This is a genomic window from Kocuria dechangensis (assembly GCF_014636775.1).
Lineage (GTDB): Bacteria > Actinomycetota > Actinomycetes > Actinomycetales > Micrococcaceae > Kocuria > Kocuria dechangensis.
This window is the reverse complement of the sequence record NZ_BMEQ01000003.1, coordinates 283186-303352: the sequence shown is the minus strand read 5'-3', so window position 1 is coordinate 303352 and position 20167 is coordinate 283186. Positions and strand designations below refer to the sequence as shown.

General features: G+C 71.7%; 20 protein-coding genes. 8 read left to right on the top strand and 12 right to left on the bottom strand.

Annotated elements, in window-relative coordinates; translation table 11 throughout:
- Positions 1-177: 177 nt before the first annotated feature.
- The gene (locus IEW07_RS05065) at positions 178-1257 is read left to right on the top strand and encodes a LacI family DNA-binding transcriptional regulator (RefSeq protein ID WP_188534879.1); all 1080 of its coding nucleotides are present in this window, start codon (positions 178-180) and stop codon (positions 1255-1257) included.
- A gap of 7 nt (positions 1258-1264) precedes the next feature.
- On the opposite strand, the gene IEW07_RS05060 is transcribed toward IEW07_RS05065, so the two are convergent.
- Entirely contained in the window at positions 1265-1762 is a 498-nt protein-coding gene (locus tag IEW07_RS05060; RefSeq protein ID WP_188534877.1) for a MarR family winged helix-turn-helix transcriptional regulator, read from the bottom strand.
- 72 nt (positions 1763-1834) lie between these two features.
- On the opposite strand from IEW07_RS05060, the gene IEW07_RS05055 reads away from it, so the two are divergent.
- Positions 1835-3829: an ABC transporter ATP-binding protein gene (locus IEW07_RS05055; RefSeq protein ID WP_188534875.1), complete on the top strand. Its 1995-nt coding sequence runs from the start codon at positions 1835-1837 to the stop codon at positions 3827-3829.
- Positions 3830-3950: 121 nt separating this feature from the next.
- On the opposite strand, the gene IEW07_RS05050 is transcribed toward IEW07_RS05055, so the two are convergent.
- The 4 genes from IEW07_RS05050 to IEW07_RS05035 form a co-directional block, all read right to left on the bottom strand.
- Positions 3951-4247 carry a DUF1540 domain-containing protein gene (locus IEW07_RS05050; RefSeq protein WP_188534873.1) on the bottom strand — a complete coding sequence of 99 codons (297 nt, stop codon included), beginning with the start codon at positions 4245-4247 and terminating at the stop codon, positions 3951-3953.
- Positions 4248-4560: 313 nt separating this feature from the next.
- Positions 4561-5379, bottom strand: a complete 819-nt coding sequence (locus IEW07_RS05045) for an ABC transporter ATP-binding protein (protein WP_188534872.1) — start codon at positions 5377-5379, stop codon at positions 4561-4563.
- Entirely contained in the window at positions 5376-6515 is a 1140-nt protein-coding gene (locus IEW07_RS05040) for a FecCD family ABC transporter permease (protein WP_188534870.1), read from the bottom strand. Before IEW07_RS05040 ends, IEW07_RS05045 begins: the two co-directional genes overlap by 4 nt.
- Positions 6512-7546 carry a FecCD family ABC transporter permease gene (locus IEW07_RS05035; RefSeq protein ID WP_188534868.1) on the bottom strand — a complete coding sequence of 345 codons (1035 nt, stop codon included), beginning with the start codon at positions 7544-7546 and terminating at the stop codon, positions 6512-6514. The genes IEW07_RS05040 and IEW07_RS05035 overlap by 4 nt, the downstream gene beginning before the upstream one ends.
- Positions 7547-7690: 144 nt before the next feature.
- Here IEW07_RS05035 and IEW07_RS05030 point away from each other — a divergent pair, with 144 nt between their 5' ends.
- The 4 genes from IEW07_RS05030 to IEW07_RS05015 all read left to right on the top strand — a co-directional run bounded on the left by IEW07_RS05030 (position 7691) and on the right by IEW07_RS05015 (position 10796).
- The gene (locus tag IEW07_RS05030; RefSeq protein ID WP_188534866.1) at positions 7691-8713 is read left to right on the top strand and encodes an ABC transporter substrate-binding protein; all 1023 of its coding nucleotides are present in this window, start codon (positions 7691-7693) and stop codon (positions 8711-8713) included.
- 123 nt (positions 8714-8836) lie between these two features.
- Positions 8837-9814 carry a chorismate-binding protein gene (locus IEW07_RS05025; protein ID WP_188534864.1) on the top strand — a complete coding sequence of 326 codons (978 nt, stop codon included), beginning with the start codon at positions 8837-8839 and terminating at the stop codon, positions 9812-9814.
- 50 nt (positions 9815-9864) lie between these two features.
- Complete coding sequence (locus IEW07_RS05020) at positions 9865-10059, top strand: MbtH family NRPS accessory protein (protein WP_188534862.1); 195 nt, start codon at positions 9865-9867, stop codon at positions 10057-10059.
- Positions 10060-10169: 110 nt separating this feature from the next.
- Complete coding sequence (locus tag IEW07_RS05015; protein ID WP_188534860.1) at positions 10170-10796, top strand: iron transporter; 627 nt, start codon at positions 10170-10172, stop codon at positions 10794-10796.
- Between the two features lie 46 nt (positions 10797-10842).
- Here IEW07_RS05015 and IEW07_RS05010 read toward each other — a convergent pair whose 3' ends face one another.
- From IEW07_RS05010 to IEW07_RS04985, 6 genes are all read right to left on the bottom strand, one after another.
- Positions 10843-11409: a ferritin gene (locus IEW07_RS05010; protein ID WP_229741579.1), complete on the bottom strand. Its 567-nt coding sequence runs from the start codon at positions 11407-11409 to the stop codon at positions 10843-10845.
- Positions 11410-11655: 246 nt separating this feature from the next.
- Positions 11656-12495, bottom strand: a complete 840-nt coding sequence (locus IEW07_RS05005; protein ID WP_229741584.1) for a ferredoxin family protein — start codon at positions 12493-12495, stop codon at positions 11656-11658.
- 67 nt (positions 12496-12562) lie between these two features.
- The gene (locus tag IEW07_RS05000) at positions 12563-13768 is read right to left on the bottom strand and encodes a cupin domain-containing protein (protein ID WP_188534856.1); all 1206 of its coding nucleotides are present in this window, start codon (positions 13766-13768) and stop codon (positions 12563-12565) included.
- Positions 13769-13770: 2 nt separating this feature from the next.
- Positions 13771-14052: a BatC protein gene (locus tag IEW07_RS04995; protein ID WP_188534854.1), complete on the bottom strand. Its 282-nt coding sequence runs from the start codon at positions 14050-14052 to the stop codon at positions 13771-13773.
- 220 nt (positions 14053-14272) lie between these two features.
- Complete coding sequence (locus IEW07_RS04990; RefSeq protein WP_188534852.1) at positions 14273-15640, bottom strand: short-chain fatty acid transporter; 1368 nt, start codon at positions 15638-15640, stop codon at positions 14273-14275.
- Between the two features lie 279 nt (positions 15641-15919).
- Entirely contained in the window at positions 15920-16786 is an 867-nt protein-coding gene (locus IEW07_RS04985; protein ID WP_188534850.1) for a prephenate dehydratase, read from the bottom strand.
- Between the two features lie 312 nt (positions 16787-17098).
- On the opposite strand from IEW07_RS04985, the gene cspE reads away from it, so the two are divergent.
- A complete protein-coding gene (cspE, locus tag IEW07_RS04980) occupies positions 17099-17305 on the top strand; it encodes a transcription antiterminator/RNA stability regulator CspE (protein ID WP_035923571.1) in 207 nt (68 codons plus the stop codon).
- Between the two features lie 346 nt (positions 17306-17651).
- Positions 17652-19238: a ribonuclease J gene (locus IEW07_RS04975; protein WP_229741578.1), complete on the top strand. Its 1587-nt coding sequence runs from the start codon at positions 17652-17654 to the stop codon at positions 19236-19238.
- 86 nt (positions 19239-19324) lie between these two features.
- On the opposite strand, the gene xdhC is transcribed toward IEW07_RS04975, so the two are convergent.
- Positions 19325-20167, bottom strand: coding sequence for a xanthine dehydrogenase accessory protein XdhC (gene xdhC / locus IEW07_RS04970; protein WP_188534847.1), 843 nt, complete (start codon positions 20165-20167; stop codon positions 19325-19327).

The following is a 20167-nucleotide window of genomic DNA, read 5'->3' as shown; positions in this document are numbered from 1 at the left end:
CCTGGGTTGGGAACGTTTGCGGGAACGTTTTCAACTATGATGTGACCCATGACACCTGTCAACACCTCCGCCGGAACTTTTTGTGACCCAGCTCCTCGAGAGCCCTCGGCCGCGGCCCCACCGGGCACCGTCCCGCCAGGGGCTTTGGTATCGTCCGAGCCATGGATCAGGACGGGCATGACTGAGCAGGCGGGTCCGCGCACCGTGACCATCCGCGACGTCGCCCGACTGGCGGGGGTGAGCACCTCCACGGTCTCGAGGGTGCTCGACGACCGTCATCCGCCCTCGACGTCACCTTCCGCCGAGCGAGTGCGCGCAGCCGCTGCCGAGCTCGGGTACCGGCCCGATGCCTACGCCTCCGGGCTGCGCCGCCAGCACACCGGCACCGTCGGGGTCCTGGTGCCGCGGCTGTCGGACACCGTGATGGCCGTCTTCTTCGAAGAGGTCGCCCGGGCGTGCGCCCGCCAGGCCGGCTTCGCCATGGTGGCCACCACCGAGGACCGCCCCGAGGCCGAGAAGGCCACCGTGGAGACCCTGCTGCGCCAGCGCGTGGACGGGCTGATCCTCACCACCGCCCGCCTGGAGGATCCCGTCGCCGCCCAGCTGCGGGCACAGGGGGTACCGCACGTACTGGCCCTGCGCACCGACCACATCAGCCCCTCGGCCACCGGCGACGACGAGCTCGGCGGCTACCTGGCCACCCGTCACCTGCTGGACCTGGGCCACCGGAACATCGCCCTGGTCGCCGGACCCTCCTACGCCTCCACCGCCGTGGCCCGGCAGGCCGGCTACCGCCGCGCCATGACCGAGGCCGGCATCCACGAGGTCGACCACCTCGTCCACGAGTCGACCTTCGGCATGGACTCCGGGGAGACCGTCGCCCGCGCGATCCTGGCCGACCCGGACCGGCCCACCGCGATCTTCGCCGTCAACGACAACACCGCCATCGGGGTGCTGGCCGCCGCCCAGGCGGCCGGGCTGTCGGTGCCGGAGGACCTCTCGGTGGTCGGCTACAACGACATCCCCGTCTCGGCCCGCCTGCCCGTGGCCCTGACCACCGTGCGGGTGCCCTTCGACCAGATCGCCGCCAACGCCGTGGAGCTGCTCACCCAGCAGCGCACCGGCGCCCTCGGCGAGCCGCGCCGGGTGGTCACCCCCACCCTCATCCCGCGCCAGTCGACCGCCCGGCCCCCGGCCACAGGGATCGCCCGAGGACGAAGGAAACCTCAGGAGCGGCCGGGCAGGATGCCCACCTGAGGAAGTTCTACCGCTCCTGACCGTCCGCCAGGAGCACCCGGAGGAGGCGCTCCAGCTCGACGCGGTCCTCCGGCCCCAGCCGCGAGAAGTACTCCTCGGCCTCCCGGCGCCGGTCCTCCCGGACCTTCTCCCGCAGTGCGGCCCCCCGGCGGGTCAGAGACACCAGCGTGGCGCGCCGGTCCGAGGGGTCCGGCACTCGTTCCACGAGCCCCTTTTCCTGCAGCAGGTCCACCACCTCGGTGGCCGACCGAGGCGCGATGCGCAGGACCTCGGCGAGATCCTTCACGCGCAGGCTGCCGGCCACACCGCCGTGGCGGCAGGCCGTGGTCGCCTCGTGCCGGTGTCCCTGCGCCCCGAGGTGTCCGGCGAGGGCGTTGAGGGCCCGGAACTGGTGCGGGGTCAGCCCGAAGGGTGCCAGCTGCTCGGCCCATCCACGGCGGAGCCGGCGGAAGACGGCGTGCAGCAGGTCCCCGAGGCGGGCAGGGTCCTGGTCGTCGTGCAGCATGGCCACATCCTAACCATCTTGCCCGTTACCTCATAGAGAGGTACCCTCCTCAATACCGTGCGAGGAGGACCCATGACCACGACCCACGACACCGGACGCGTCCGCACCCCGGGGCACCACGGCGGAGGCGGGCCGGGTGACGGCTGGGGAAGCGGCGCGCCCGGCGCGGTCCCGTTCAGCGGCGGGGGTGGTGGCGGCCGCCCCGGACGCCTGGACCCCGCCGATCGGAAGCAGCTGGTCCGCCATCCTGTGAGCCTGCGCCGGATCGCGGCGCTGTTCGCTCCGCACCGGGGCACGATCGCGGTGGTCGTCCTGCTCATCACCGCGTCCTCGGTGATCAACCTCGCCCAGCCGTTCCTGGTCCGCGGTGTCATCGACGACGCACTGCCGCGCAGGGACACCGGCCTGCTCCTGCTGCTGACCGCGGTGATGGTCGGGGTCGCCGCGCTGACGGCCGTGATCGGCGTGGTCCAGACCTGGATGGCCACCGCCATGGGCCAGCAGGTCATGCACGCGCTGCGCGTGAGGCTCTTCACCCATCTGCAGGCCCAGTCGCTGGGGTTCTTCACCCGGACCCGGGGTGGGGAGGTGCAGTCGCGGCTCACGCACGACATCGCCGGCATGCAGTCGGTGGTCACCAGCACCGCCACCGGCGTCGCCTCCAACCTCACCACCGCGGTGGCCACGGCAGTGGCCATGGTGGCGCTGTCCCCGGCGATGAGCCTGATCTCCCTGCTGGTGCTGCCCCCGGCCATCTGGCTCTCCCGGCGGGTGGCTCTGATCCGGCGCGAGGTCACCGACCAGCGCCAGCGGGAACTCGCCCTGCTCCACACGCAGGTCGAGGAAGGGCTCTCCGTCTCCGGGGTGAGGCTGGCCAAGACCCTGGGAACCACCGCACGCGACGCCGCCCGTTTCACCGCCCACTCCGACAGGCTCGTGGGCCTGGAGCTGCGCAGCCAGCTGGCCGGCCGCTGGCGGATGGCCACCATGCAGATCGTCTTCGCCGCGATCCCCGCGGTCATCTATCTCGCCGCCGGCTTCCCGGCCACCACCGGCGGGATGACCATCGGCACCCTGGTGGCCTTCACCGCCCTGCAGAGCGCGATCTTCCGTCCCGTCATGGGGCTGCTGAACATCGGCGTGCAGTGGGTGTCCGCGCTGGCCTTCTTCAGCCGGATCTTCGAGTACCTCGACCTCGAACCGCAGATCACGCCGGCCGCCTCGCCCGTCCGGCTCGACCCGGCCGCCGTGGCCGGGGAGGTCCGCTTCGAGGGCGTGCGCTTCGCCTACGACGCCGGACCCGACGTGCTGCGCGGCATCGACCTGGTCCTTCCGGCGGGGACCAGCACCGCCGTGGTCGGACCCACCGGCTCCGGGAAGAGCACCCTCGGCTCCCTGCTCCCGCGGCTCAACGACGCCACAGCCGGACGGGTGACCATCGACGGCGTCGACGTGCGGGAGATCGATCCGGCCGATCTCGCGCGGATCGTCGGCGTCGTCTCCCAGGAGACCTACCTCGTCCACGCCTCGGTGCGCGAGAACCTGCTGCTGGCGGACCCTGACGCCTCCGACGCCCAGCTGTGGCACGCGCTGGCCGCCGCGCGCATCGCCGACACCGTCGCCGGGCTGCCGGACGGGCTGGAGACGCTGGTCGGCGCCCGCGGCCACCGCTTCTCCGGCGGGGAGCAGCAGCGTCTGGCCATCGCCCGCACCATCCTGCGCAACCCGCCCGTGCTGGTCCTCGACGAAGCCACCAGTGCGCTGGACAACACCACCGAGGCGCAGGTCCAGGAAGCCCTCGACCGGCTGGCCGCCGGCCGGACCACCCTGACCATCGCCCACCGGCTCTCCACCGTCGAGAACGCCGACCAGGTCGCGGTGCTCGAGAACGGCCGCATCAGCGAGCGCGGCACACCGCAGCAGCTGCGCGCCGCCGGCGGCCCCTACGCCAGGCTCGCAGCACGAAGCACCCCGGACACTGTCGGCAGGACCTCGCCCGGAACGGGAACCGGGCAGGCCGTACCGTCGGACACCGCAGTGGCGACACCGGCACGGCAGGGGCAGTGACCGCACAGCTGCCGCTTGGCACAGGCAGGGCGGCAAACGAGGGAACCCACGGCAGGGATCGCGCGGCGATGCCCACGTGGGCAAGGACCAGGGCCGCCTCTTCTCGAGGTCGGCCGTGCCGTCAGGCCGCCTGGTAGGTGAGGCAGTCGGCCTCGTCCGCCCCGGCCCCGATCTTCACGTCGTGGGCGGTGCACATCAGGTGCGAGTTGTGCACGCACTCCCCGCGCTGGCACGCCCCCACCTCGGCGTGGACCGTCGGCAGCCCGCCGTCGGCGCCCAGCGAGATGAACGTCCCGCAGTGGGCGTGACCCGAGGAGCCGGCGACGGTGATGGCGTGGGCGCTGCACTCGTGGTCGTGGTTGAACGAGCACTGCCCCACGGAGCAGTCGGAGACGGGAACGAACTCGGTGGTGGCCATGACGGATCCTCCTGGAAGCTCCTCGAGGCCGGACGGTCGGCGCCGACCCCTTCGTCGTTCCAGGATGCTCCTGACCTGCGGCAATGCATAGCGCATTTTTCCGTGTCCTAATCCGATACCGGTGCGTCCCCCACGACCGGCCCGGCCCCGTACCGCTGCCGGGCCGGTCCAGGACCAGCACCGGCCCGGCAGCGGCCTCGGCGGGTCCGGGTTCATGTGTTCACCTTTCCGCATGCGCCGGCCCGGCAGGCCTGCCGGAAGAGCTGGGGCTCGGGCACGGGCTGTACTCCACGACGTCGTCGTCACCGGTGGGTCAGCGCGGCGCGGCGGCTCGGGCCAGAGGGATCACGTGGGGACGGCCGGTGACCGGTTCGGGCACGATCCGCGCCCGCAGGCCGAACGCCTTCTCGAGGAGACGCTCTGTGACGACCTCCCCGGGAGGCCCCTGGGCGAGGATGCGCCCCTCGCGCATGGCCACTATGTGGTCGGAGAACCGGGCGGCCAAGGAGATGTCGTGCAGGACCATGACCACGGTGCGGCCCAGGTCGCGGTTGAGGCGGTGGACGAGTTCGAGGATCTCCACCTGATGGGCCAGGTCCAGGTAAGTGGTGGGTTCGTCCAGGAGCAGGATGTCGGTATCCTGGACGAGGGTCATGGAGATCCACACCCGCTGGGCCTGACCGCCGGAGAGCTCGTCGACCGGGGTGTCGGCGAACTCCGCGATGCCGGTGGCCTCCAGGGCGCGGTGGACGGCGTGCTCGTCGGCGCCGGAGAACTGCTGGTACCAGCGCTGCCTCGGGTGCCGGCCGCGGGAGACGAGGTCGGCCACGGTGAGACCTTCGGGGGCGGTGTGGGCCTGGGGCAGGACGCTGAGGAGCTGGGCGGTCCGCCGGGTGGAGAGCCGGGCCAGTGGAACCCCGTCGAGGGTGACAGTCCCGGCCATCGGCCGCAGGAGACGCCCCAGGCCGCGCAGCAGCGTGGACTTGCCGCACCCGTTGGGACCGATGATCGAGGTGATGCGACCGTCCGGGACGTCCAGGGACAGGTTCTCCACGACGGTGCGGCCGTCGTAGCCCAGGGACAGCCCCCGGGCCTGGAGCCGGTTGCCGGCGACGAGGGGTGGTGAGCTCACAGGGGCCTCCGCTGGGACCGCATCACGAGGTGGATCAGGTACGGGGCCCCCAGCACCGCGGTGGCCACTCCCACCGGCAGTGGCACGGCCAGCAGGTTCGCCGCAGCGGTGTCGGCCACCAGCACGAACACCGCGCCCGTCAGGGCCGAGACCGTCACCGGGGGCACGGGGGCCCGGGTCAGCAGGCGGGCGATCTGCGGGGAGGCCAGAGCCACGAACACCAGCGGCCCGCCCACGACGGTGGCGACCGCGGCCAGCAGCACCGCCAGGGTCAGCGCCACGACCCGGACCAGGCCCAGGCGCAGCCCCAGCCCGATGGCGGTGTCCTCGTCCAGAGCCGCCGGCAGCAGCCACCGCCCGCACAGCACGGCCGCACCCAGGAGCACGCCGGCGACGGCGGCCATGGGCGTCACCAGGGCCCAGTCCTTGCCGTTGAGCGAGCCCATCATCCAGGTCAGCGCCTGGGCGGCACTGGTGACGTCCCCCAGGGTGAGCATCCACGTGGTGAGCGCGGCGGTGAGCCCGGAGATGCCCAGCCCGACCAGGATCAGCCGGTAGCTGTCGATGCCGTTGCGGTAGGCCAGCAGGTAGGCGGCCACCCCGGCCGCCATTCCCGCGGTGAAGGCCGCCGTCGGCATCCCCACGGTCGCGGCCGGCCCGCTGAGACCGGCGGCTCCGCCCTCGGCGAGGACCAGCACAGCCACTGCCCCGGCCGAGGCCCCGGAGGTCACCCCGAGGATGTCGGGGCTGGCCAGGGGGTTGCGGGCCACGGTCTGGGTGATGGCCCCGGCTGCGGCGAGGCAGGCACCGACCAGGATCGCGGCCACCATGCGCGGGGCACGGAACTCGGTGACCGCCAGGTGCACGGAGGCCTCCGTGGCGCCCCCGGTCAGGGCCGTCAGCACCTGGATGTACGGGATGGGGGTGCCGCCGAAGGCCAGGTGCGCGGCCGCGGCCGCGGTCACTCCCACGATCAGCAGGCCCCCGACCGCCACGGTCCGTGGGTGGACCCGGATCGAGACGGGTCCCGCGCGCAGGGCCCGCACCGACCGGAACGGGCGGACTGCCGGAGACGGGGCGGCTCGGACGGCGTCCCTGCCGGTCTCGGCCACCGGGGTGGCGGACAGCGGATTCATACGGTGACCAGCTTTTTCCGGCGAGCCAGGTGGACGAAGAAGGGAGCTCCGGCCGCGGCCAGGACCACCCCGACCGACAGCTCCCCGGGGCGGGCGACGACGCGTCCGGCGGTGTCGGCCAGCAGCAGCAGGGCCGCCCCGGTCAGGGCGACGGCGGGGATCAGCCACCGGTAGTCGGCGCCGACCATGGCCCGGGCGATGTGGGGCACGAGCAGACCGGCGAAGGCGATGGGCCCCGCCAGGGTCACCGCGGCCCCGGCCAGCAGGGTGATCGCCGCGATCCCCGTGGCCCGGGCGCCCACCACGGACACGCCGAGCGAGCGGGCGGTGTCCTCCCCCAGGGACAAGGCGTTCAGAGCCCCGACGTTGAGCACCGCCAGCATCAGCCCCACGGCCAGGAAGGGCCCGAGGATCTCTAGGGAGCCGTTGCGGACGGCCACCGAGCCCACCTGCCAGAAGCGCAGGGTGTCCAGGGCCTGGTCGTCGAGCAGCACGATGCCCGAGACCAGTCCTGTGCACAGGGCGCTGACGGCGGCCCCCGCCAGGACCAGGGTGATCGGGGTGGCCCCGTGCCGAGAGGCGGAGCCGATGAGAAAGACCACCACCACCGCCACCAGCGCCCCGGCGAAGGCCAGCAGTGCCTGGGTCAGCGGTGCCACGGCCCCGGCCAGGGCGGTGGCGGCCACGATCGCCAGGCCTGCTCCCTGGTTGATCCCCAGCAGACCCGGATCGGCGATCGGGTTGCGGGTGTGGCCCTGGACCAGCACCCCGGCCACTCCCAGGCAGACGCCGGCGACCACCGCGGTGACGGTGCGCGGCCACCGCAGTTCCCGGATGGTCACGTCCATCACCGTGCCGGTGGGTGTGGCAAGCGCATGCCACGCCTCGGCCAGGGTGGAGGGCCGCCCGCCCACGCACACGCTCAGGGCCACCGCTCCCAGGGAGACCACGAGGCTCAGGAGCAGCCATCGTGCTCGTTCATGGTGTCGGGTCGAGCTCCGGGCAGGCGGGATTGCCAGGGAGTGGGCCATGCCACCTCCATCGGGTCGGCCGGGATTAAGTCACGGATGTCTTAGCTAATGCGGATTCGACTGCTACAGTCTGCCACAGTGACGTGAGGTAAGCCTCACCTCACCACCTCTCTCACGCTCAGCCCGACCGAAAGCTCCTCGCCCATGACGCGCACCACGACGCTCTCAGCGGCCGCCCTCGGCCTGTCCCTTCTCGCCCTCACCGCCTGCGGCGGCACCGCCGGATCCGGCGCCGAGTCCACCTCCGCCCCCGCTTCCGCGTCGGCCGCCTCCGGTGAGTCCGCCGGGTACCCGCTGACGATGACCCATGCGATGGGCGAGACGACCCTCGAGTCCCAGCCCCAGCGCGTGGTGGCCCTGGATCCCAGCTACGTCGACGCGGCCCTGCTGCTCGACGCCGAACTGGTCGGCTACGCCGAATACCGCCAGGACCCGGAGGACCCGTTCGCCGACTACCTCGGGGACGTCTCGGAGGAGTCGGCCGAAGCGGTCGACGTGGGCACGATCGCCGAGCCGAACCTGGAGCAGATCGCCCAGCTGGACCCGGATGTGATCGTCTCGGCCAAGGTCCGCCAGGAGGCCCTCTACCCGCAGCTGGCCAAGATCGCCCCGACGATCTTCTCCGAGTCCACCGGGCCGACCTGGAAGGAGAACGTCGTCCTCCTCGGGGAGGCCCTCGGCAAGAAGGAGCAGGCCGAGCAGGAGGTCGCCGACTACGAGTCCCGCGCCAAGGCGGTGGGCGAGGCGATCCTGGCCGTGGAACCCGACGCCACCTACTCGCTGCTGCGCTTCGCAGGGGAGGACACCGCCCGGCTGTACTCCTCGGACTCCTTCATCGGGGAGATCATGGCCGACATGGGCATCCCCCGCCCCGAGGGTGCACCCGACACCACCGAGAGCATCTTCGTGCCCCTGTCCCAGGAACAGATCCTCGACGCCGACGCAGGTCTGGTCATGGTCAGCACCTGGGCCCCCGACGGTGCCGAAGGGGACGCCTCCCGGGAGCAGGAGCAGCGCTTCACCTCCAACCCGCTGTGGGACCGCTTCGAAGGAGAGGTCCTGCCGGTGGACGACGAGACGTTCGTGGCCTCCGTGAGCATCCAGGGGGCCCATGAGGTGATCACCCAGCTGGCCGAGCAGTACGGCGTGGACCCACAGCTGCCCTGACCCCGTTGCCCTGACGCTGTCCGTTCGGCTCGCAGCTGAGCGACAGCGAGGGTGCGCCGGCTCTCGCCACCCGGCGCGCTCTCGCTGTCGTTCAGCCGCACCGGACAGGAAGGATCCTCGACGATGACCGATCCCATCGGCCACCACTCGGTGGCTGCCGCGCACCCGAGCGAGTACGGTTTCGCCTTCGCGGCCCGGGGTGCGGTCCTGCTGGCCCATCGAGACATGTCGCTGCCCGCTGTTCCTGTCACGGACGGCACCGCCGACGAAATCCTGGCCCGGCTCGGGAAGATCACCCGCGAGGCAGCCGGGCAGCGAACGCGCCGCGGGCGGCGCGATCGGCCGATGGTGTGCGGGATGATCCCCTTCGACCCCGACGAGCCGGCCGACCTGTTCATCACCGAGCGGCCGGTACGGGTTCCGCGGCCCCGCCCGGCGGGCCCGGTGGCCTCGGCCCCCGAACTCGTGGCCGGCCCGCTCCCCCAGGATCCCGGGCACCGGGAGGCCGTGGCCGTCCCGCGCAGGCCGAGCGTCGCCGGGGACGCCGCCGCCCAGCAGGCCCTGTTGCACGACCCGGCCGCCCGTGGCTTCCACCGCCACGCCCTCGACCACGCCCAGCGGGCCCTGCAGGGCCGCACCGGGTGCCTGGCCGTGCCCGCCCGGCCGTCCGTGGTCGCCACCGACGCCACCTGGCACCTGGCCACCCGCCTCACCGGCCGTCTGCGCCGGGACACCAGCGCCCTGCACACCGCCCTGGCCCTCCACCGGGGTCCCGCGGCCGGCGGGACTCCCACGGACGCGGCCCTGTCCCTGATCCGGGAACTCGAGCCGTGCCGGCGCGGACCCTACGCCGGGCTGGTCGGCTGGACGGCCGCGGCCGGGCACGGCCAGTGGGTCCCCGTCGTACGCTGCGCGCTGATCACCCAGGCACGGGCGCGGCTCTACGCCGCCGCCCACCTGACCCTCGGCTCCACCGTCGAGGGCGCCCACGCCCGGACGACAGCCGGATTCGCCACACTGCGTGCCGCCCTGGCCGGTGCAGAAACCCAGACACCGTGCCCCGTGTCCGCCGGCACCCCGTGGCTGCCCGAGGCCGCCTGACCGAGCTGCCCTGTCCCGAAGACCAGCCCGCTGTCCTATCGAGGAGCACCATGGATCCTTTCGACGACCCGTACGCCGAGGTGCGTGTGGTGATCGACACCCACGGCCACCCCAGCCTGTGGCCGGCCGCCTGCCCGGTGCCCTTCGGCTGGGCCACCGCCCTGTGCCCGGCACCCCGGGCCGAAGCCGATGCCTACCGGGACTTCCACCAGAGCACACCCACCGCCCCTGGATACGAGTGGTGACCGACGCTCGAAGACCCGGCATGCGACGGGGCCTCGAGCCGGCAGCACTTCTCCATCGGCTCTACAGCACGTCCTGTTCTGCACCTCCGCCCGCAAAGGAAACGATGATCATGTCCCAGTACCGACCGGTCGCCCTCACCGCGATCCTCACCTCACTGCTCCTGGCCGGCTGCGGCGCCGACCAGGCCCCCACGTCCGAGACCACGTCCGAGACCACAGCCGCCACCCCTGAAGCCACCGACGCCACCTCGGCCGGTGAGGTTCCCGAGGGGGTGGCCGCCCAGTACGCCACCCTGACCGAGGAGGTCGAGGCCGAGGGCGGGCGCACCTCCTCGGGGGACTGGGAGGTCGCCTACATCGTCGAGCCGGCCGAGCCCTGGTTCGAGACCACCGGCGGGGACCCGACCCGGCGCGAACCGGCCGAGGGGGAGACGCACCACCTGGAGATCATCCCGATCGAAGCGGCCACCGGCCGCATCGTGCCCGACGTGCCGATCCGCCTGGAGGTCCTCGACGACACCGGAGAGGTCGTGGACGAGAAGGAGCTGATGTTCTTCCAGGCGGAGTTCTTCCACTACGCCCACAACTTCAGCATCCCCGCCGAAGGCGACTACACCCTGCGGGCCACCCTGCAGGCCCCCGAGTTCCCCCGCCACGGGGAGAGCGCCGAGGAGCTGACCCTGTTGGAGCCGGTGACCGTCACCTTCGAGGACGTCCGCCTGGAGCCCGCCGCCTGAGACCCCGCCCGGGGCGCGGAGCGCCCCGGGCGGCGCCGGGGACGGGTCAGACGGCCCCGCCTGCGGCCTCCGGGGCGCCGGAGCCATGGCCCCTGCCGTGCCCGCCGTCGCCGACGTGCTCACGGGCCACGAAGTTCTCGAGGTCGAAGAGGTTGTCCGCCCGGCGCGCGATGTTCACCAGCGTGGTCATCGAGGCGACCTCCTCCACCTGCTCCTTGAGGAACCAGAGCATGAACTGCTCGCCCAGGGCGTCGTTCTCCGCCCGCGCGGCCGCGAACAGCGCCTTGATCTGCTCGGTGACCTCCTGCTCCTGGGACAGCGCCAGGGCCAGGGGCTCGTGCACGTCGGCGAAGTCGTTGCGCACCTCCCCGACGGCGGGGATCGTGAGGGGGAGGTCCCGGTCCAGGATGTACCGGACGATCATCATGGCGTGGTTGCGCTCCTCCAGCGCCTGCCGGTAGAAGTGCTTGGCCAGCTGCGGAAGGTCCTGGCTGTCGAACCACACCGCCACCGCGATGTACTGGTGGGAGGCGGCGAACTCGTTGCCCACCTGGCGGGTGAGCATCTGGTCGAAGGTCTCGTGGAAGGCTTCGTTGAAGGTTGCGGGGGCCATCGGGTTCTCCTGACGTCGGGGTGTTCCGGACCGGCGGGGCGGAGCGCGGGGCGGGGCCCCGAGCGGCACCGGCCCCGGCGAGGTCCTGCGACAGCGGTGCGCGGCCCGGCGCCGTCGTCGATCGCAACGGCCTGGTGCCCTCGGTCCTCACAACGGGTGCGAGCACCGCCTCCACCCGGACGTGTCCTCACCCTAGTGAGTCGCCCTGCGCACCGGAACCCCTCCGCCGCGGCGACCCCGTGTCCCTCAGACCATGCGGATCGAGGTGAGCTCGTAGACGGTGGTCGAGCTCATCGCCGGTCCGTGGCAGGTCAGCCGGCTCGGCGGGGTGCGGTGGGCCTGCAGCTCGACGTCGACGCGGCGCGGGTGGGGCGGGCGGCCGGTGAGGCGGATCCGCCAGTGGTCGCCGTGGCGGGAGGTCTCGGCGACCGTGTAGTCGGTCCGGCCGGCCGGGCCGAAACGCCTGAGCGCGGCCGAGACAGCGGCCTGCTGCGGCGGGGTGAGATCCGTGTATCCGCGCAGATGCTCTGCGTGGACGCGGCCGGCGAGGTGCTCCTCGATCGTGGCGACGGAGGACTCGGCGTCGAGTCTTCCGTAGTAGACGCCGTCGGGGGCGACGACGACGTTGGCGGCGAACCTGTCACCGCCCACGTGCGCGCACTCCCAGACCAGCTCCGGCCAGCGCTCGCTCAGTGCACGTCCCACGGGCCGTCCGCGCACGGCGCAGCAGGGGTCGTGCTGACCGTGGGTGCAGACCAGGATGACGGGCGGATGGCCGAGCTCCCCGGGGACGCTGAGGGCTGCGGCAATCCCCGCCAGATCCTCGTCGCGGCTCCACGTCCCCCAGTGCTGACGGCAGGCGCCTGAGTCCTCGTGGCGCAGGACGGCCCAACGACCGGGGCCCTCACGACTGCGGCGGCCGTGCCGCCTGACCAGGAGCACTCGCGCCCGCACCGCCTGCGCGGCGGAGAACACGAGTGCTTTGGTCTCGGCCTCGAGATCGAGGCCGTCGAACCCGTTGACCGGCCACCCGCCCCGGTACTCGATGAGCACCCACGCGAAGCCGCGCGGCGCTGTACCTGCCATGGGGTCGCCGCGCATCCGGGCGTCCTCGGCGCAGAAGAAGCGCTCCCTGGCAGTCACTGCGGAGACGTCACTGTTCCACGGGAACGAGGACCCCTGCGCGCAGCAGTCGTCCGACGAGTTCGACGCCGAGGTCGTCCGCGGTGTAAACCGCACCGTCGAGCAGGCGCGTGACGGAGGGCAGATCGGTCTCCGGGAAGTCGAGCCAGCCCACGCGCGTGGTCAGGCGCGAGTCCTCCAGCCGTGCTTCCAGTGCCCCGCGGAGCCGCACCCCGGACCCGGGGCCCAGGCCCTCGACGGCCGCGATCTGGGCCAGCGGTCCCAGCGGCGCCGGGCGCCCCTGTGCTCGCCGGGTGCGGTGGAACAGGGAGGTGGAATCAGCCTCGGCGACGGCGGCGGCCAGGCGCTCACGGACGGTGTCGATCTCCCCGCTCGGCCCGTCGACGCCCAGGGGCAGCGTCCTGCGCATCTCGGGATCGTCGCCCAGCAGTGCGAGCGCGGCCTGGGCGAGCTGCTCGGCCAGGGCGTAGCGGGTCCAGCTGTGGACCCCGAGCGTGAGGTGGATGGAGACCTCGCCCTGCGCCTGGGCGGCGTGCAACCAGCCACGCGGCAGGTATAGGGCATCGCCGGGTTCGAGCACGGTGTCGAGACAGGCCTTGCCCTTCGCGGCCTCGGCGACGGCGGAGCTGCGATCGGTCCAGGGCTGATCACGCAGCGGGTCCGGATGGACGGGCTCGTGGATGATCCAGCGCTTGGTCCCTGCTATCTGCAGCACGAAGACGTCGTGGACGTCGTAGTGGTCGTCGAACCCGCGGTTCTGGGGCGGGGTGATGTAGGCATTGGCCTGCACCGGATGCCCGAGCTCGGTGCTCAGCCTGGTGCTGAAGTCCGAGACCGGCGCCCACGTGCGGTGCAGAGCCTGCAGGACGAGGGTGGCGCCGTCGGCGAACCGGCGCCACAGCGCGGTGTCGTCGAGCTGGTCGGAGATGGTGGCGCCGACCCCGGCCGGGGAGGTGAACGACGAGTCGGGAAACGTGGAGCCGTCCTTGGCGACGCGGAGGAAGGGTGTGCGCAGCCCACGGCGTGAGATCAGTTCGTCGACGGCCTCGGCGGAGAACAGATCGGAGAAGTCACCGGTACCGCGCGTGAGCAGCGCCGTGCGCCCCCAGACGTCACGGGCGAACTCCTCGCGACCGATGTCGATCAGGCGTGTCTCCAGGACCCCGGCGCCTTCCGGGGCGCCGGGGTCCTGGGAGTCGGTGCGGGTGGTGCTCACACTCAGCTGCCTCGTTCTTCGGCTCCCCCGTCAGCACCGCCGTCGGCGCCGCCGTCGTGGACGCCCGGGGTGCCGGCCGCACCGCCGTCCGCGGGACCCTCGGCTCCCCCGTCAGCACCGCCGTCGTGGACACCCGAGACCCCGGCCGCACCGCCGTCCGCGGGACCTTCGGCTCCCCCGTCAGCACCGCCGTCGGCGCCGCCGTCGTGGACGCCCGGGACCCCGGCCGCGCCACCGTCCGCCGGGCCCTCCTGCTGGCTCGGATCCTGCTGCGGATCAGTCATGGTTCCTCCCGAGAATTGGATGACCAGGATCAGGCTCCGATACCGGCACCTGACCGCCGAACCGGGCGGGGCAGTCCATCATCGACACCGCCCGCGCTCACCCTATCCGCACGGCTCAGGCGTGGGAACAGGCCGCGTTTTCTTACGGGGCCTGTCGATGGAGCTCGGGGAAGTCCCGGAAGCTGCCGCCCGCCGGCCGCCACCATCTCCTGCCGGCCGATCAGGCCGTGAACCCCCACAGCAGCATGGCGGCGCCGTAGATGACCCCCAGGAACACCGTGATGTACAGCAGGTAGATCATGGCGTCCCGCAGTTTGATCCCGGAGATCGCGAGGGCAGGGAGGATCCAGAGCGGCTGGATCGCGTTGGTCCACTGGTCGCCCATCGCAACACCCATGCTCGTGGCCGCGATGTCCGCGCCCATCCGCTGGGCCGCCTCCACCATGACCGGGCCCTGGATGGCCCACTGGGCACCGGTCGAGGGGGCGAGGATGTTGATGAAGCCGCCGGAGACGAAGCTGAAGAAGGGCAGGGTCTCAGCGCTCGAGGTGGCCACGAAGACACCGGCGAGAGTCGCCATGAGGCCGGACCCGGCCAGGACGCCCATGATGCCGGCATACATGGGGTACTGCACCAGGACGGCACTGATCATGGGGGTGCTCTCCCGCAGGGACTTCAGGAAGGCGAACGGGCGACCGTACAGAAGCATGCAGAGGAAGAGGAAGAGGGCATTGATGCTGTCGAAGTTGATGGCACCGCCGTCCATCACGTACACGACCGAGTAGGTCAGGCCGATCATGCCCATGACCCAGCCCGGCACCCGGCTGTGGCTCAGCCTGTCCGAGAGCGACTCGGGGCGCGGACCGGCGTCCGTGACGGCCCCCGCCGGGGCGGGCAGGGTCGCCGGATCGGCCTCGATCACGCCGTCGAGCGTACGGGGATGGAGCAGCGCCACGAAGAGAGGCAGCGCGACGGCCACCAGGAGCGACGTGCCCAGCATGACCGGGTGGAAGACGGTCGCCGAGAGCGGGGCGACGCCCATGAGCGGTTCCAGGGGATGCCCCGGTGTGGCGATGGACAGCGGGACGGTGCCCGAGACGCCGATGCCATAGATGCAGAAGCCCGCGTAGCCGCCGGCGACGGCCAGCGGATAGTGCATTCCCCTCACGTGGCAGGCCAGGCGCTGGGCGATGATCGTGCCGAGCACCATGCCCAGCCCGGCGTTGAACCACGCCCCGAGGAGACCGATGAGGGACGCCAGCGCCACCGCCACGCGCGGGTCGGTGACCCTGCCGGCCATGCCGTCCAGCAGTCGCTGCACGATCGGGGTGTTCGCCAGCATGTAACCGGTGAGCAGGAGCACCGTCACCTGCATGGAGAAGGACAGCAGCGCCCAGAGGCCGTCGCCCCACAGACGGACGGTCTCGATCGGGCCGGTGCCCTCGATCAGCATGGCCATGGCGAAGACGGCGACGGTCAGGCCGATGGCGATGACGAACGGTTCGGGCAGGTACCGCTGGACGGCGGTGCTCACACGCTGGGTGACCACCGTGCTCACTCGTTGTGGAGCGGTGTCGAGAACCTTCATGGCGACCTTTCCTACGGGGAGCGGAGCCGGGATGCATGGCACCGTCCGCACGCTGACTCGGCCGTCCTACTGACGGAACGGCCGCTGACCTTCGCCACCGTAGGGTGTGACGACCATCACAGAATGTTCCGTTGTGGAACACTCCGCGCCGTGCGCATGCCCGAGTCGAAGCGGGAGGCCCGTCGGACTGCCGTGCTCACCACGGGCGACCGGCGCCGTGGGCCCGGACCGCGGAACCTGTCCGTGCCGCCTCGGGAAGCCCCTCAGCAGGGGGCGCGATCAGCGCCGGCCGTGCCCGGCGGGGACGTGCGCCCTGAAGGGGTGGGCGGCGTAGACGCCCAGCATCCTGACGTCCTCGGTGAAGAACGCGAGCTCGTCGAAGGCGTGGCGCAGCGCCGTGTCCTCGGGATGACCCTCCACATCGACCATGAACTTCGTCGCGGCGAACTGCCCGCCGACCATGTAGCTCTCCAGCCTGGTCATGTTGACCCCGTTGGTGGCGAACCCGCCCAGGGCCTTGTACAGCGCCGCGGGGACGTTCCGCACCTGGAACACGAAACTGGTCACGACCTGCTCCGGCAGCTGGTCACGGGCCGGGAACGTGTCCTCGTCGGCCAGGATCACGAACCGTGTGGTGTTCGTGGGGTCGTCCTCCACCTCGGTGGCCAGCACCTCCAGCCCGTAGAGCTCCGCGGCCGCGGGCGGTGCGAGGGACGCCTTGGTCGGGTCGTTCCACTCGGCGACCTCCCGCGCCGATCCGGCGGTGTCACCGGCGATGACCGGGACCAGCCCGTGGTCCCGGATGAGTCGACGGCACTGGCCCAGGGCGTGGATGTGGCTGTGCACCTCCCGCACCTGGCTCAGGGCCGTGCCGGGGATGCCCAGCAGGTCGAAGCGGATGCGGAGGAAGTGCTCACCGACGATCTTCAGCTCGGTGTCGGGCAGCAGCGCGTGGATGTCCGCCACCCGTCCTGCGATGGAGTTGTCGATGGGGATCATGGCGCGCTCGGCCCGCCCGGAGACCACCTGGGCGAAAGCGTCCTCGAAGCTCGCGCAGGGAACAGCGCTCCAGTCCGGGAAGACCTCTGTGCAGGCGATGTGGGAGTTCGACCCCGGTTCACCCTGGTACGCGACGGCTGGACTCATGCCGACAATTCTCCCACTCCAGGAGGCGCCCCTCTGACGCGGCCGGAACGGTGACCGCGCTGCGCACGACGTGCCGCCGGCCCGCTCCCCGCCGGCGGGCAGGACCGCACTGTGAGCGGCACCACTGCGACATCCCGTGGTTGCGTGTACAGTCAGTACCAGTTGTTGAAGTTTCGTTTTTGCATTTGGAGCAGTTCGCCCGATTCCCGGGTGCAGCACTTTTTCTGAGAAGACGTTTATGGCAGGCATCGCAACGCCCGAGCACCCCGATCGCCGGGGACGCTCCGTTTCTCCAGAAAAGGCAGGTCACCCATGACTACTGGCACCGTGAAGTGGTTCAACGCCGACAAGGGCTTCGGCTTCATCACCCCCGAGGACGGCTCCAAGGACGTGTTCGCGCACTTCTCCGCCATCAACTCGGGCGGCTTCCGCTCCCTCGAGGAGAACCAGCGCGTGGAGTTCGAGACCCAGGACGGCCCCAAGGGCCCCCAGGCCGCGAACATCACCGTTCTTGCGTGAGATCGCGCTGATCCTCACCTGAGATCCCCGACGTCAGGCCGCTGAGCTGCGACGTCGTCCAGAGAATCGCCACCCGGTCTCCCGGGTGGCGATTCCTGTTTCCGCCCCCTTCCATGCCCCGCACCCCCGTCCCCCGTCCTTCGGGGGACGTTAGAGTTTGATCAGATCCCCGGCGGACACCCCGCCCCGCGGTCGGCGCCGAGAAGGTGGGCCGGCCACCCTTGACCGACGACGGAAGCGAGACCCATTGCCCACTGCTGCACGCCCACTCACCTCCCCGCCGCCCCTGCCCAGGTCGGGTCTGCGCATCACCGCGCTGGGAGGCCTGGGGGAGATCGGGCGGAACATGACCGTCTTCGAGCACGCCGGAAAACTGCTGATCGTCGACTGCGGGGTGCTCTTCCCCGAGGAGCACCAGCCGGGCATCGACGTGATCCTGCCCGACTTCACCTCCCTCCGGGACCGGCTGGCCGACATCGTCGGGATCGTGCTCACCCACGGGCACGAGGACCACATCGGCGGCGTCCCGTACCTGCTCAAGGAACGCCCGGACATCCCGGTGATCGGCTCCGAGCTGACCCTGGCGTTCATCACGGCCAAGCTCACCGAGCACCGGATCACCCCCAGGACGGTCCACGTCGAGGCCGGGGACCGCCACCGGGCCGGACCCTTCGAGTGCGAGTTCGTCGCGGTCAACCACTCGATCCCCGACGGGCTGGCCGTGGCCATCCGCACCGACGCCGGGCTCGTCCTGCACACCGGGGACTTCAAGATGGACCAGTTCCCGCTGGACGAGCGCATCACCGATCTGCGCCACTTCGCGCGCCTGGGCGAGGAAGGGGTGGACCTGTTCCTGACGGACTCCACCAACGCCGAGGTCCCCGGGTTCACCACCTCCGAGCGCGAGCTGACCCCGGCGATCGACCAGGTCTTCGCCACCGCGCCGAAGCGGATCATCGTCTCCAGCTTCGCCAGCCACGTCCACCGCATCCAGCAGGTCCTCGACGCCGCCCACGCCCACGGGCGCAAGGTCGCCTTCGTGGGACGCTCCATGGTGAAGAACATGGGCATCGCCCGCGACCTGGGCTACCTGAAGATCCCCCGCGGGCTGGTCGTGGACTTCAAGAAGCTCCGGTCCATGCCCGACGCCAAGGTGGCACTGGTGTGCACCGGTTCCCAGGGCGAGCCCCTGGCCGCGCTCTCGCGGATGGCCACCCAGACCCACCAGATCCAGCTGAACGAGGGCGACACCGTCCTCCTGGCCAGCTCGCTGATCCCGGGCAACGAGAACGCGATCTACGGGATCATCAACAAGCTCACCGATCTCGGGGTCAAGGTCGTGCACAAGGGCAACGCCAAGGTCCACGTCTCGGGCCACGCCTCCGCCGGGGAGCTGGTCTACTGCTACAACATCGTGCGGCCCACCCACGTGATGCCCGTGCACGGGGAGTCCAAGCACCTGCACGCCAACGCAGAGCTGGCCGCCCGCACCGGAGTGGACCCTGAGAACATCCTCATCGCCCGCGACGGCACCACCATCGACCTCGTCGACGGCCGGGCGCGGATCTCGGGCCAGGTCGAGGCGGGGCTGGTCTACGTCGACGGCCACACCGTCGGCAAGGTCACCGAGGAGACCCTCGTCGAGCGGCGGATGCTGCAGGAGGGCGGTGTGGTCACGGTCGTAGCGATCGTCGACGCCGACACCAACGCCCTGGCGGAACCGCTGGAGTTCATCGCGAAGGGCTTCGTCCACGACGAGCACATCTTCGACGGGGTCGCCACCAAGGTGAAGGACGCCCTGGCGAAGCCGGCCACGGCCAAGGTCGCCGACCTCGACAAGCTCGAGGCGATCATCGCCGACACCGTGACCCGCCACCTCGAGCGCTCCTACCGGAGGGCTCCGCTGGTCACCGTCGTCGTCATCGACGCCTGACCCGCCACCGCCTGGCCACCCGCCGCCCGAGGACCTGCCCGGTCCCGGGCGGCGGGTGGCCAGGGCCGGCAGAGCCCGGCACGGCCTCAGCAGACACCGGCCGACAGGTCCTGGGGCCCCTGCCGGGTGCGCTCCGGCACCGCGAGGTCCCGCAGGAGCTCCGCGGCGACGCCGACGGCGATCACGGCGGGGGCCTTGCCGGGCAGGTCCGGGAGCCCGATGGGGCACCGGATCCGGTCGACGACGGCTTCCGCGTGCCCCTCGGCCAGGAGCCGCTGCCGGAAGCGGGCCCACTTGGCCCGGGAGCCGATCAGCCCCACGCCGCCGAGGTCCTCCCGGCGCAGCGCGGCGTCGCACAGCACGAAGTCCTCGGCGTGGTCGTGGCTCATGATCAGCACGCGCGCCCCGGGCGGGAGCCCGCCGAGCACGGCCTCCGGGACGGGACTGTGGTGCAGGTGGACCCGCGCCGGCCCACCGGTGACATCGGCGAGGACCGGCGGGTCGAGCCGGCCCGCCCGGCTGTCCACCAGGTGCAGCTCCAGGGGCAGCCGCGAGAGGATCCGGGCCAGCTCGTGGCCCACGTGGCCCACGCCGAACACCGCGACCACGGGGCGCGGCCGCAGGGGTTCGAGGAGGACCCCGACGACGCCCCCGCAGCACTGCCGCCCGTGCTCGACGGCGGCGTGCTCGCTGAGCGAGAAGGTCATGGACTCGGGCTCGGCGGCACCGGCCGCGAGCAGGGCGCGGGCGCGCGCCACGACCGTCGCCTCGAGGTTGCCGCCGCCGATGCTGTCCCAGGTCCCGTCCGCGCCGACCACCATCTTCGCCCCGGCCTCCCGGGGGGCGTGCCCGCGGACCTCGGTCACCGTGGCGAGCACCCCGGGGGCGCCGGTCGAGCGCAGGTGCTGCAGCGCGTCCAGCCAGTCCAC